This window comes from Streptomyces sp. NPDC047079 (assembly GCF_040643755.1).
Taxonomy (GTDB): Bacteria; Actinomycetota; Actinomycetes; order Streptomycetales; family Streptomycetaceae; genus Streptomyces.
The window spans coordinates 32,589-44,614 of the sequence record NZ_JBEYUZ010000018.1; the positions used below are offsets into that span (position 1 = coordinate 32,589).

Genomic DNA, 12,026 nt, shown 5'->3' on the forward strand with positions numbered 1-12,026 from the left:
GGGAGAGTGTGGCTGTGACGGGGTTCGGTCAGATGTCAGTCGCTGCGGGGCTGGTGTGCGCCGGCACGGCGGCCTGGATGATGAGCGGTTCGAAGACGGGGGCGCACCGTGCCCGGTTGCTGTTCGCGGGCGGTGGCACGGCGCCGGGGGGTGGGCCGCCCCCCTGGGAGCGGCTCCTTGGGCATATGCGGAAGTTGACGGCCGAATGGTGGTCGCTCGCCGTGGGCGCGCTCGTGGCGGTGCTCGGCGCGTCTGTGCTGCCCCTGCTGGTGGGATCGGTCGGCGTGCCCATGCTGCGCAGGGTGCGGCTGGCTCGGGAGGCCCGGCAGGCGCGGGAGGGGCACGGTGAGGCCGTGATCGCGCTGTGTGTGTCGCTCGCAGGGGAAGTGCGTGCCGGGCGCCAGCCGGGTGAGGCGCTGCTGCGGGCCGCCCGTGACTCGGGCGGGCTCGGCGAGGCCCAGGCGGCGGTGCTGGCGGCGGCCCGGTTCGGTGGGGATGTGCCGGGTGCGCTCGCCGTCGCGGCACGGCAACCGGGGGCCGACGGCCTGTCGGGGCTCGCGGCCTGCTGGCGGGTGGCCGTGGACCGGGGTGCGGGTCTGGCCGCCGGGCTCGATCGGCTGGAGGCGGCCCTACGCGCCGAGCGCGATCAACGGGCCGATCTGCGCGCGCAGTTGGCAGGCGCCCGGTCGACGGCGGTTCTGCTCGCGGGGCTGCCGGTCCTCGGCCTGCTGCTGGGTACCGCGCTCGGCGCCCACCCGCTGCATGTACTGCTGCACACCGGCGCCGGACTGGCCTGCCTCGTGACCGGTGGCGTGCTGGAGAGCACGGGGTTGTGGTGGGCCCTGCGGATCGTGCGAGGGGCGGAAGCGGCATGAGCGCCGGTGTTGTCCACAGGCTGTGGGCGCTGTGTGGGATTCCGGCGCTGTGGTGGTCCGCGTGGATCCTCGCCGCCACGCGGCGCGAGCGGAGGGCGCGGCGGCGACTGGGTGCGCTGCTGTCACGGGATGGCGCGCCCGAGAAGCCGGAGGCGCCAAGGGCTGGGGCACGCGACGCACTGCCCGGTCGGCGGGGTTTCACGGCGAGGAATGCCGTGCCGGCGAGGCGGTGGGCCGGGCTGCGGCGGCGGGACGAGGCACCGGGTGCGGTGCGGCGGAGCCAGGTACCGGGCGAGGTGCGGTGGCGGAGCGAGGTATCGGCTGCTCGGCGGCGAATCGAGCTGCGGCTGCCGCGGAACGTCTTACATCGGAACGTCTCACAAGGGCGGCTTCTGGTCCTGGGGGCGTTGTGTGCCGGCTGGGTGCTGATCGGGGGGCTGGGCGGGGCGGCGGTCGGCCTGGTCACCGGGGTCGGCGTGGCGCGATGGCGCGCCCGGCAGGAGCGCGACCGCCTTGCGCAGGAGTACGACGCCGCCGTGGCGGCCCGCCAACTGCCGCTGGCAGCCGACCTGCTGGCGGCATGCATCGCGGCCGGCGCAAGCCCTGTGTCGGCCGCCCAGGCGGTGGGGGAGGCGCTGCGGGGGCCGGTGGGGGAGCGTCTGGCACGGGGTGCGGCCGAGGTACGGCTCGGCGGCGAACCGGCCGATGCCTGGCGGCGGCTCGCCTCGCTCCCCGGTGCCGGGGCACTGGCACGACTCCTGGAACGTGCGGGTGACTCCGGCGTACCGGCGGCCGCGGCGGTCGGTCGTCTTGCCGCGGAGGCCCGCGCCGAGTGGGGCCGTACGGCGACCGCTCGTGCGCGTCGCGCGGGGGTCATGGTCACCGCCCCGGTGGGGCTGTGTTTCCTGCCTGCCTTCATCGCGGTCGGGGTGCTGCCCGTGGTGATCGGGCTCGCGGGCGGGCTCCTGGGAGGGGGTGGTCACTGACAGCGGAGGGCGTGTGACGAGCAGCGGTCGAGGAATCGAACGGATCAGCGGTATGGCAACGGAACAGCAACTGACGGGGGTTGGTATGAGCAAGGCGGTACGAGTACGAGCTCGGATGCGCGCGCTGGTGCGCCGAGTGCGGTCGGCGGTGCGCCGGGATTCGGGGATGGTCACGTCCGAGTACGCGGTGGGAATCATCGCCGCGGTGGCCTTCGCGGCGGTTCTCTACAAGGTGCTGACGAGCGGGCAGGTCAGCGCGGAGCTCCAGGGCATCGTGAAGCGGGCGCTCGATGCCCGGATGTGACCGGTCGACGACACGCCGGGGAGGGGACCCCGTTCGGGACCGAGGGTTCGTGACGGCGGAGGCCGCGGTCGTCCTCCCCGCCCTGGTGCTCTTCGCGACGGCCCTCCTTTGGGCCCTGCTGGCCGCGTCCGCACAGATCCAGTGCGTGGACGCGGCCCGTGCGGGGGCCCGGGCCGCGGCCCGGCAGGAGCCGGCCGACGTGGTCCGGAGAGTGGCTCGGCAGGCCGCGCCCGACGGAGCGAGGGTCACGGTGAGCCGAGAGGGCGACCAGGTGCACGTGGTGGTGGTCGCCCGCCCACCGGGCCCCGGTGCGCTGACTCTCGAACTGCGCCACGAAGCCGTGGCATTGGCGGAGGACACCGTGGGGGTGAATCGGTGAGACGACGTGAACCGGCGGGCGGGCCCGAACCGATGAAGGGGTGGAGGTGATGGACGTGGGTGGGCCGGTGGATGGGCGGGGAACGGCGGATGTGGGCGGGCCGGTGGTCGAGCGGGCGGTGGTGGTAGGGCAGGGGGCGGTGGAGCAGAGTGGGTCTGCCGGGGAGCGCAGGTCGACGGGAGGGGACGGACGTGACGGTGCCCGCTCCCGGCTCGGGCTGCCGACGGCACTGAACGCCCATGTGGAGCGTGCCCGGAGGGCCCGCTCGGCGGGTGTCCGTTCGGACCGCGGTTCGGCGAGCGTCTGGGTCGTCTGCCTGATCGGAGCCCTCTGTGCCGTCTTCGGTGTACTGCTGGCGCAGGGAGAAGCCGTGCTGGCCCGTCACCGTGCGGCTGCCGCGGCCGACCTGGCCGCGCTGGCGGGCGCCGACCACTGGATGGAGGGAGGCGAAGCGGCATGTACCAGGGCGCGCCGGGTGGCGGGCGCCCAGGGTGGTCGGCTCGTACGGTGCGTCATCGCGGGGGACATCTCCGACGTCACGGCGGCGTCGGCCGCGGGTCCCTTCACCTCCGAGGTGAGGGCGAGGGCCGGCCCGGCGGAACCGCCGGCGCAGGAGGCACCCACGATGGCCCCAGGCCCGCGAGGCCCCGGCCAAGCGGCCCGGCACCTCCGGCGCCCGGACCTGCCCTACCGCCCCTCGGGGGCGCCCGCTGTCCCCCGGTCCTGGGCGACTCCGGCCTCGTGCCCCTTCGCCTTCGCAGCCGGCGCTTCGCTCTCCGCCTGCTCCGGAGGCCCCGCCTCACCGGCCGCCTCTTCCGGCGCCCCGCGCAGCAGGACCGTGAGGAGTCGTACGGCGCCCCTCTTGTGCAGCGGGTCGTTGCCGTTGCCGCACTTGGGGGACTGGATGCAGGACGGGCAGCCGGCCTCGCATTCACAGGACGCGATGGCCTGGCGGGTGGCGTCCAGCCAGGCGCGGGCCGTACGGAAGGCCCGCTCCGCGAAGCCCGCGCCACCCGGATGGCCGTCGTACACGAACACCGTGGGCAGGAGGGTGTCCGGGTGGAGGGGGACGGAGACGCCGCCGATGTCCCAGCGGTCGCAGGTGGCGAAGAGCGGGAGCATGCCGATCGAGGCGTGTTCGGCCGCGTGCAGGGCGCCGCCGAGGATGTCCGGGCTGATCCGGGCGGCATCCAACTGGTCCTCGGTGACGGTCCACCACACGGCACGCGTGCGCAGCGTGCGAGGAGGGAGGTCGAGTCTCGTCTCACCCAGCACTTCGCCGGTGATGAGCCGTCGGCGCAGGAAGGAGACGACCTGGTTGGTGACCTCGACGGAGCCGTAGCAGAGCCGGCCCTCCCCCCAGGGCACCTCCAGGTCCGTCTCCAGAACGGAGATGGAGGTCGTGTCGCGGGCGACCGTCGAATACGGCGGGTTGGCCTCCTCGACCAGGGCGACGGAGTCCTCCAGGTCGAGCGACCGGACGAGATAGGTACGGCCCTGGTGCAGATGGACTGCGCCCTCGTGCACGGTCGTGTGCGCGGCGCCCGCGTCGACCGTGCCGAGCAGCCGCCCGGTGCCGGCCTCGACGACCTGGACCGGCCGCCCGCCCTGCCCGCGGATGTCCGCGAGGTCGGCGGCCCGCTCCCGGCGAGTCCAGTGCCAGGCCTTTGTCCGGCGGCGCAGCAGCTTCGCGGCCTCCAGCTGCGGCAGCAGCTCCGCGCACGCGGGCCCGAACAGCTCCAGGTCCTCTTCGGTCAGCGGGGATTCGGCGGCTGCCGCGCACAGATGCGGGGCCAGGACGTAGGGGTTGTCCGGGTCGAGGACCGTGGACTCCACCGGCTGGTCGAAGAGGGCCTCGGGATGGTGGACGAGGAACGTGTCCAGCGGGTCGTCGCGGGCGATTAGGACGGCGAGGGCGCCCTGTCCGGCGCGACCGGCGCGGCCCGCCTGCTGCCACAGCGACGCCCGGGTTCCCGGGTAGCCGGCGATGAGGACGGCGTCCAGGCCGGAGATGTCGACACCGAGTTCGAGGGCGGTGGTGGCGGCGAGGCCGAGGAGTTCTCCGGAGTGGAGGGCGCGTTCGAGGGCGCGGCGTTCCTCGGGGAGGTAGCCGCCGCGGTACGCGGCCACGCGCCGGGCCAGGGAGCGGTCGATCTCGGCCAGCCGCTCCTGGGTGATCACCGAGATCAGCTCGGCGCCGCGGCGGGAGCGGACGAAGGCGACCGATCGCACCCCCTGCACGGTCAGGTCGGTCAGCAGGTCGGCGGTCTCGGCGGTCGCCGTACGCCGCACGGGCGCGCCCTTCTCGCCGTGGAGCTCGGTCAGTGGCGGCTCCCAGAGGGCGAAGACCAGCTCTCCGCGCGGGGAGGCGTCGTCCGCGACCTCGACGACCGGGAGGCCGGTGAGGCGGCGGGCGGCCACCGAGGGCTCGGCGGCGGTCGCGGAGGCCAGGAGGAACACGGGAGAGGAGCCGTAGCGGGCGCACAGGCGGCGCAGACGACGCAGGACCTGGGCGACGTGGGAGCCGAAGACGCCGCGGTAGGTGTGGCACTCGTCGATGACGACGTACTTCAGGGCCCGCAGGAAGGAGGACCAGCGCGGATGTGAGGGCAATATGCCGAGGTGGAGCATGTCGGGGTTGGTGAGGACGTAGTTGGCGTACTGGCGTACCCATTCGCGTTCCTCGGGCGGCGTGTCGCCGTCGTACACGGCAGGGCGGACAGACGTGCCCAGGGGCTGTGAAAGTTTCTTCACGGCCCGGCACTGATCCGCCGCGAGTGCCTTCGTGGGGGCGAGGTACAGGGCGGTGGCGCCGCGCCCGTTCGGGGCCTCTGCGCCGTCGAGCAGACAGGACAGCACCGGGGCGAGGTAGGCGAGCGACTTTCCCGAGGCGGTGCCCGTGGCGACGACCACCGAATCGCCGTCCAGGGCGTGCTCGGCGGCAAGCGCCTGGTGGGCCCAGGGATGCTCGATGCCCGCGTCCCGCACGGCGGCGATGACCTCCGCGCGGATCCGGTCCGGCCAGACGGCATGGCGGCCCTCCCGCGGGGGCAAGTGCTCCGTATGAGTGATGCGCGAAGCACGGCTCGGTCCCGTGGCGAGCCGGTCCAGCACCGTGCCCGGCGCGAGGCGGGACACGGGGCCTGTCAGGGGTCCATCGGATCGGTGATTCTTGGCCATCGGCACCGAGTGTGTCACTGGCGTGACGGACAATGGGCCCAAGGCGTCGTGCACGCCTGCCGGTAAGTGATTGAATGCCATCGCGGCTGGCGAACCGTCCCGGGGCTCTGCCGAGGTGTCCCATGGGGCGACCGCTCGATAGCAAGGTGCTGGAGGATCCGTGGACCTGTCCCTGTCGACCCGTACCGTCGGCGATCGTACGGTCGTCGAGGTCGGTGGCGAAATCGACGTATATACCGCGCCCAAGTTGCGCGAGCAGCTGGTCGAGCTGGTGAACGACGGGAATTTTCACCTCGTCGTCGACATGGAGGGCGTGGACTTCCTCGACTCCACCGGGCTCGGCGTGCTGGTGGGCGGCTTGAAGCGTGTGCGGGCCCATGAGGGCTCCCTGCGCCTGGTGTGCAACCAGGAGCGCATTCTCAAGATCTTCCGCATCACCGGTCTCACCAAGGTGTTCCCGATTCACACCTCGGTCGAGGAAGCGGTAGCGGCCACCGACTGACCCCGCTTCCGGGCCGCAACGCCCGGACGGCTGAAGTAAGAGCGGGGGACCGGGCCCGGTGGCCCGGCCCCCTGATCGCACGCCCGAGTTCCGAGGGGGATGCATGGCCACCGTTGAACTCCGCTTCAGCGCGCTGCCCGAGCACGTCAGGACCGCCCGACTGGTGGCGGCAGCGGTGGCGCGCAGGGCCGGAGTGGAGGAGGCCGTACTCGACGAGGTCAGGCTCGCTGTCGGCGAGGCCTGCACCCGGGCCGTCGGACTGCACCAGAGCAACGGCATCTCGGCGCCGGTGCGGGTGCTGCTGACCGAGGAGGAGAAACAGTTCTCCATCGAGGTCGGCGATGAGGCGCCGCATTTGGCGCCCGGCGACAAGGCGCCGGGTACCACGGGCGCCGACGAGGCCGAGGCCGAGGAGGACCAGATGGGTCTCGCGGTCATCAGCGGCCTGGTCGACGACGTCGAGGTCTCCGCCGGGGAGGACGGCGGACTGATCAGGATGAGCTGGCCGATCACGCCGCCCGCCACGCTCCCCGCCTGACCGGCCTCGTACGCCTCCCTCTTCCCGTAGCTCTCGTCACGGTCGTGACGGTTTCAAAGGGCCCTGCTGTGTGCAGGGCCCTTCTTTTTGTACAGCCGCAACCCGTATTAGTGAATTCCTTCACGATCAATCAGCCGATAATTTGATCAAGAACTCATCCAGTCAATGGTTTTGGGGCATTACCCCTTTCGGGTTATGTGTCTTGCGTGCGATCTTTTACTGAAGAGCACGTGGAGGCCAAATCCACTTACCGTGCACTGTTTTGATCAGGTTCCGGTACCTACAATCCGTCCACATCTTGAGCTCAGCCCAAGCGTCAAGGAGGACGAATGGCGGGGCTTTTTACCCCTCAACAGTTTGATCACCCCACACCCCTCGCAGCGGCAGTACTGACCGACAGCAACCGCCTCATCGTGATCGTCATCGGGGCGGTCGCCCTCGCGGCCCTCGTGGTCGCCGGGATTCTGGTGCGTCAGGTGCTCGCGGCGGGCGAGGGCACCGACAGCATGAAAAAGATCGCCGCGGCGGTCCAGGAAGGCGCCAACGCCTATCTGGCCCGGCAGCTGCGCACGCTAGGCGTATTCGCCGTGGTCGTGTTCTTCCTGCTCATGCTGCTGCCTGCGGACGACTGGAATCAGCGTGCCGGACGGTCGGTGTTCTTCCTGATCGGTGCGGCGTTCTCGGCGGCCACCGGCTATATCGGCATGTGGCTCGCCGTACGCAGCAATGTGCGGGTCGCGGCCGCGGCCCGCGAGGCGACCCCGGCGAAGGGTGAGCCTAAAAAGGACCTCACCGCCGTCTCGCACCGGGCCATGAAGATCGCTTTCCGCACAGGCGGTGTCGTCGGCATGTTCACGGTGGGGCTCGGTCTGCTGGGCGCCTCCTGTGTGGTGCTGGTGTACGCGGCGAACGCCCCGAAGGTCCTCGAGGGCTTCGGCCTCGGCGCGGCGCTGATCGCCATGTTCATGCGTGTCGGCGGCGGCATCTTCACCAAGGCCGCCGACGTCGGCGCCGACCTGGTCGGCAAGGTCGAGAAGGGCATTCCGGAGGACGATCCGCGCAATGCCGCGACCATCGCCGACAATGTGGGCGACAACGTCGGCGACTGTGCCGGCATGGCGGCCGACCTCTTCGAGTCGTACGCGGTGACGCTCGTCGCCGCGCTGATCCTCGGCAAGGCGGCCTTCGGCGACTCGGGGCTGGCGTTCCCGCTGATCGTCCCCGCGATCGGGGTCGTGACCGCGATGATCGGCATCTTCGCGGTGGCGCCGCGGCGCGCCGACCGCAGTGGCATGTCCGCGATCAACCGGGGCTTCTTCATCTCGGCGGTGATCTCGCTGGCACTGGTCGCCGCGGCCGTCTTCAGCTATCTGCCGTCGTCGTACGCCGACCTCAAGGGCGTCTCCGACGCGATGATCCGGGCCAAGGACGGCGACCCGCGGATTCTCGCGCTCGTCGCGGTGGCCATCGGCATCGTGCTCGCCGCTCTGATCCAGCAGCTGACCGGCTACTTCACCGAGACCAGCCGCCGTCCGGTGCGGGACATCGGCAAGACCTCGCTCACCGGCCCCGCGACCGTCGTCCTCGCCGGCATCTCCCTCGGTCTGGAATCCGCCGTGTACACGGCGTTGCTGATCGGGCTCGGGGTGTACGGGGCGTTCCTGCTGGGCGGCGCATCGATCATGCTCGCGTTGTTCGCGGTGGCGCTCGCCGGCACGGGACTGCTCACCACGGTCGGCGTGATCGTCGCCATGGACACCTTCGGCCCGGTCTCGGACAACGCGCAGGGCATCGCCGAGATGTCCGGCGACGTCGAGGGGGCGGGTGCGCAGGTGCTCACCGACCTGGACGCCGTGGGCAACACCACCAAGGCGATCACCAAGGGCATCGCCATCGCCACCGCGGTCCTCGCGGCCTCGGCGCTCTTCGGCTCGTATCGCGACGCGATCACCACGGCCGCACAGGACGTGGGCGAGAAGGTCGGCAACGGCGGACCGATGAACCTGGTCATGGACATCTCGCAGCCCAACAACCTGGTCGGTCTCGTCGTGGGCGCGGCGGTCGTCTTCCTCTTCTCGGGGCTGGCGATCAACGCAGTGTCGCGGTCGGCGGGAGCGGTGGTCTTCGAGGTGCGACGGCAGTTCCGTGAGAAGCCCGGGATCATGGACTACACGGAGAAGCCGGAGTACGGCAGGGTTGTGGACATCTGCACCAAGGATGCCCTCAGGGAGCTGGCCACCCCAGGTCTGCTCGCTGTCATGGCGCCCATCGCGCTCGGGTTCACGCTCGGCGTCGGCGCGCTCGGCGCGTACCTCGCGGGCGCGATCGGCACCGGCACGCTGATGGCGGTGTTCCTCGCCAACTCCGGTGGCGCCTGGGACAACGCCAAGAAACTGGTGGAGGACGGTCACCATGGCGGCAAGGGCAGCGATGCGCACGCCGCGACGGTGATCGGCGACACGGTCGGCGACCCGTTCAAGGACACCGCGGGCCCGGCGATCAACCCGCTGCTGAAGGTGATGAACCTGGTGTCGCTGCTCATCGCGCCTGCGGTCATCAAGTTCTCGTACGGCAGCGACAAGAGCCTCACCGTGCGGATCCTGATCGCGATCCTCGCCATCCTCGTGATCGTGGGCGCGGTGTACGTGTCCAAGCGGCGCGGAATCGCCGTGGGTGACGAGGACAATGCCGAGAAGGTCCCCAAGTCGCCCGACGCGGCGGTGGTTTCATAGCCGACCGCACGGCACCCGTCCTCCGCCTGGTCAGGCGCAGGACGTAGGTGCCATAGGGGCGGGCGTACGGGGTTCATCGAGACCCCGTACGCCCGCCCTGTCCGTGTTCATGCCCCTCTGCGTGACCCTTCTCTCTCTTGGCGCAAATGACTGCAAGAGCGGTCATGGGCGACAATCGCCGCGCGGCTGTCGCCCGGTTGGCGTGTATCTTCCGGGGCCGAGAGAGCCATGGAAGGGACCAATCCGGTGAACAAGAAGCTCGCGGCCGCGCTGTCCGGCGGTGCGGTACTGGTACTGGCGCTGTCGGGGTGCACCAGCGGCGGCAAGAGCAGCGCAAGCGACGACAAGCTCGGCCCCTGGGCCAAGCAGGTCTGCGACGCGGTGCAGCCGCAGGCGAAGAAGATCGCGGACGCCAGTACCGCGATCCAGAAGCAGACCTCGGACAACAGCACCCCCGAGCAGGTACGGAAGACGGACTCCCAGGCCTTCCAGGACATGTCCGACGCCTACAAGGCGATCGGCGCGGCCGTCGAGCGGGCCGGCGCGCCCGATGTCGACAACGGTGCGACCAAGCAGAAGAACGCGGTCAGGGAGCTCGACGGCATCTCCACGGCCTACGCCGACCTCAAGAAGCGGGTGGACGGGCTCGACACGAAGGACCAGGCGAAGTTCGCCGATGGGCTCAAGGGGATCGCGACCCAGCTCGACAAGCTGAGCAAGAACGGCAACGAGGCGCTCAAGCAGCTGGAGGCGGGCGAGGTCGGCGCGGCGATGGCGAAGCAGGCCAGCTGCAAGAGCGCCTCCGCTCCTGCCTCGGCGCCGGCGACGGCCGGCTGAACGGCGGGTTTCGGGTACCCGGTGCTGCGGTGGGGGCCGGCCTCCCCGAGCCACAATGGGGGGCGTGAGTAACTCCAGTCTGTCCACGCTGCCGTCCACCGATCGCACCGACGTCACCGCACGGCTGCGGAAAGCCCTGCTGGCGGCCTCCTTCACAGCCGACGGGCTGCTCGAACTGCTCGGCGCGCCCGCGTACGCGGCGCTCGCGCGGAGCGAGACTGTGCCCGCGCTCCGGGCCACGCGCGGGGACACGCCGCTGGAGACCCTCGTACGGCTGTTCCTGCTGCAACAGCCCGTGCCGCACGCGCGCGTGGAGGGCGTCCTGCCCGTCGACGCGTGCGTGGACGCCGGCTGGCTGGTGAGCGCCGGGGACGACGAACTCGCCGCGACCGTGGACGTCCGGCCGTACGGGGGAGCCGACGGCGAGGACTGGTTCATCGTCTCCGACCTGGGGTGCGCGGTCGGCGGAGCGGGCGGCATCGGCAGCCGGGACGGGAAAGTCGTCCTGGGGGTCGGCGGCGCCTCCACCACCCTCGCCGGGATCACCGTCCGCACCCCCGTCGGCTCCGCCCTCGATCTCGGCACCGGTTCCGGGATCCAGGCGCTGCACGCAGCCCAGCACGCCACTCGCGTGACCGCGACCGACGTCAACCCGCGGGCCCTGCACATCGCCGCGCTGACCCTGGCGCTGTCCGGCGCTCCGGCCGCGGACCTGCGCCAGGGCTCACTGTTCGAGCCGATCCGGGACGACGAGACGTACGACCTGATCGTCTCCGACCCGCCCTTCGTGATCTCCCCGGGGGCCCGGCTCACCTACCGCGACGGCGGGATGGGCGGGGACGATCTGTGCCGCACGCTCGTTCAGCAGTCGGGGGAGCGGCTGAGCGAGGGCGGGTTCGCGCAGTTCCTCGCCAACTGGCAGCACGTCGAGGGGGAGGACTGGCAGGACCGGCTGCGCTCGTGGGTGCCGCGCGGCTGTGACGCCTGGATCGTGCAGCGGGAGGTCCAGGACGTCACGCAGTACGCCGAGTTGTGGCTGCGGGACGCGGGCGACCACCGCGGCGACACGGCGGATTACCAGGCGCGGTACGACGCCTGGCTCGACGAGTTCGAGGCGCGCAAGGTGCGGGCGGTGGGCTTCGGCTGGATCGCCCTGCACCGAACGGACGCCGCCCAACCGTCGATCACGGTGGAGGAGTGGCCGCACCCGGTCGAACAGCCGCTCGGCGACACGGTACGCGCGCACTTCGACCGTATCGACTATCTGCGGAAGCACGACGACGCGGCCCTGCTCGCCGCGCACTTCAGGCTGGCCGCCGAGGTCGTCCAGGAGCAGGTCGGGCTGCCCGGCGCGGAAGACCCCGAGCATGTGGTGCTGCGCCAGAACCGCGGCATGCGACGGGCCACCAAGGTGGACACGGTCGGCGCGGGCTTCGCCGGTGTCTGCGACGGCACGCTGAGCGCGGGACGGATCCTCGACGCCATCGCCCAACTCGTCGGCGAGGACCCCGTACTGCTGCGCGACCGGACACCCGCACAGATTCGGTTGCTGGTCGAGCAGGGTTTTCTGGAACCGGCACGATAACCGGGCGCACGACGCCCACGCGGGCCTGCCGGGGTGGCTTGCGCGCGTGGATCGGTCGGCCGGTTCGCGCCCGTGGCCGGACCTGCTTGGGGGCTTGCGCCCGCGAGG

General features: G+C 71.3%; 10 protein-coding genes and 1 pseudogene. 10 read left to right on the forward strand and 1 reads right to left on the reverse strand.

Annotation, left to right across the window (positions count from 1 at the left end; all coding sequences use genetic code 11):
• Nucleotides 1-32: 32 nt before the first annotated feature.
• The 5 genes and pseudogenes from ABZ823_RS22430 to ABZ823_RS22450 all read left to right on the forward strand — a co-directional run.
• On the forward strand, nt 33-875 hold the full coding sequence (locus tag ABZ823_RS22430) for a type II secretion system F family protein (protein ID WP_361663083.1): 843 nt from the start codon (nt 33-35) through the stop codon (nt 873-875).
• Nucleotides 872-1,861, forward strand: coding sequence for a type II secretion system F family protein (locus ABZ823_RS22435; RefSeq protein ID WP_361663086.1), 990 nt, complete (start codon nt 872-874; stop codon nt 1,859-1,861). The genes ABZ823_RS22430 and ABZ823_RS22435 overlap by 4 nt, the downstream gene beginning before the upstream one ends.
• An 85-nt stretch (nt 1,862-1,946) precedes the next feature.
• On the forward strand, nt 1,947-2,165 hold the full coding sequence (locus tag ABZ823_RS22440; RefSeq protein ID WP_361663379.1) for a DUF4244 domain-containing protein: 219 nt from the start codon (nt 1,947-1,949) through the stop codon (nt 2,163-2,165).
• Nucleotides 2,152-2,544, forward strand: a complete 393-nt coding sequence (locus tag ABZ823_RS22445) for a TadE family type IV pilus minor pilin (protein ID WP_361663089.1) — start codon at nt 2,152-2,154, stop codon at nt 2,542-2,544. The genes ABZ823_RS22440 and ABZ823_RS22445 overlap by 14 nt, the downstream gene beginning before the upstream one ends.
• A gap of 241 nt (nt 2,545-2,785) precedes the next feature.
• Nucleotides 2,786-3,148, forward strand: a pseudogene (locus ABZ823_RS22450) (Rv3654c family TadE-like protein); the annotation flags it as partial.
• An 83-nt stretch (nt 3,149-3,231) separates the two neighbouring features.
• On the opposite strand, the gene ABZ823_RS22455 reads toward ABZ823_RS22450, so the two are convergent.
• On the reverse strand, nt 3,232-5,805 hold the full coding sequence (locus ABZ823_RS22455) for a DEAD/DEAH box helicase (RefSeq protein WP_361663092.1): 2,574 nt from the start codon (nt 5,803-5,805) through the stop codon (nt 3,232-3,234).
• Between the two features lie 79 nt (nt 5,806-5,884).
• On the opposite strand from ABZ823_RS22455, the gene bldG reads away from it, so the two are divergent.
• From bldG to ABZ823_RS22480, 5 genes are all read left to right on the forward strand, one after another.
• Entirely contained in the window at nt 5,885-6,226 is a 342-nt protein-coding gene (bldG, locus tag ABZ823_RS22460) for an anti-sigma factor antagonist BldG (protein ID WP_010986038.1), read from the forward strand.
• A 103-nt stretch (nt 6,227-6,329) separates the two neighbouring features.
• A complete protein-coding gene (locus tag ABZ823_RS22465) occupies nt 6,330-6,764 on the forward strand; it encodes an ATP-binding protein (RefSeq protein ID WP_361663095.1) in 435 nt (144 codons plus the stop codon).
• Between the two features lie 329 nt (nt 6,765-7,093).
• Nucleotides 7,094-9,496: a sodium-translocating pyrophosphatase gene (locus ABZ823_RS22470; protein WP_361663098.1), complete on the forward strand. Its 2,403-nt coding sequence runs from the start codon at nt 7,094-7,096 to the stop codon at nt 9,494-9,496.
• 228 nt (nt 9,497-9,724) lie between these two features.
• Entirely contained in the window at nt 9,725-10,333 is a 609-nt protein-coding gene (locus ABZ823_RS22475) for a small secreted protein (protein WP_361663101.1), read from the forward strand.
• A 64-nt stretch (nt 10,334-10,397) separates the two neighbouring features.
• Nucleotides 10,398-11,918, forward strand: a complete 1,521-nt coding sequence (locus ABZ823_RS22480) for a class I SAM-dependent methyltransferase (protein ID WP_361663104.1) — start codon at nt 10,398-10,400, stop codon at nt 11,916-11,918.
• The last annotated feature ends 108 nt before the right edge of the window (nt 11,919-12,026 follow it).

What these genes read in the sequence shown, in the direction of transcription:
- ABZ823_RS22430 (WP_361663083.1), top strand. Translation starts at nt 33, where the DNA reads ATGTCAGTCGCTGCGGGGCTGGTGTGCGCCGGCACGGCGGCCTGGATG.
- ABZ823_RS22435 (WP_361663086.1), top strand. Translation starts at nt 872, where the DNA reads ATGAGCGCCGGTGTTGTCCACAGGCTGTGGGCGCTGTGTGGGATTCCG.
- ABZ823_RS22440 (WP_361663379.1), top strand. Translation starts at nt 1,947, where the DNA reads ATGAGCAAGGCGGTACGAGTACGAGCTCGGATGCGCGCGCTGGTGCGC.
- ABZ823_RS22445 (WP_361663089.1), top strand. Translation starts at nt 2,152, where the DNA reads ATGCCCGGATGTGACCGGTCGACGACACGCCGGGGAGGGGACCCCGTT.
- ABZ823_RS22455 (WP_361663092.1), bottom strand. Translation starts at nt 5,805, where the DNA reads ATGGCATTCAATCACTTACCGGCAGGCGTGCACGACGCCTTGGGCCCA.
- ABZ823_RS22465 (WP_361663095.1), top strand. Translation starts at nt 6,330, where the DNA reads ATGGCCACCGTTGAACTCCGCTTCAGCGCGCTGCCCGAGCACGTCAGG.
- ABZ823_RS22470 (WP_361663098.1), top strand. Translation starts at nt 7,094, where the DNA reads ATGGCGGGGCTTTTTACCCCTCAACAGTTTGATCACCCCACACCCCTC.
- ABZ823_RS22475 (WP_361663101.1), top strand. Translation starts at nt 9,725, where the DNA reads ATGGAAGGGACCAATCCGGTGAACAAGAAGCTCGCGGCCGCGCTGTCC.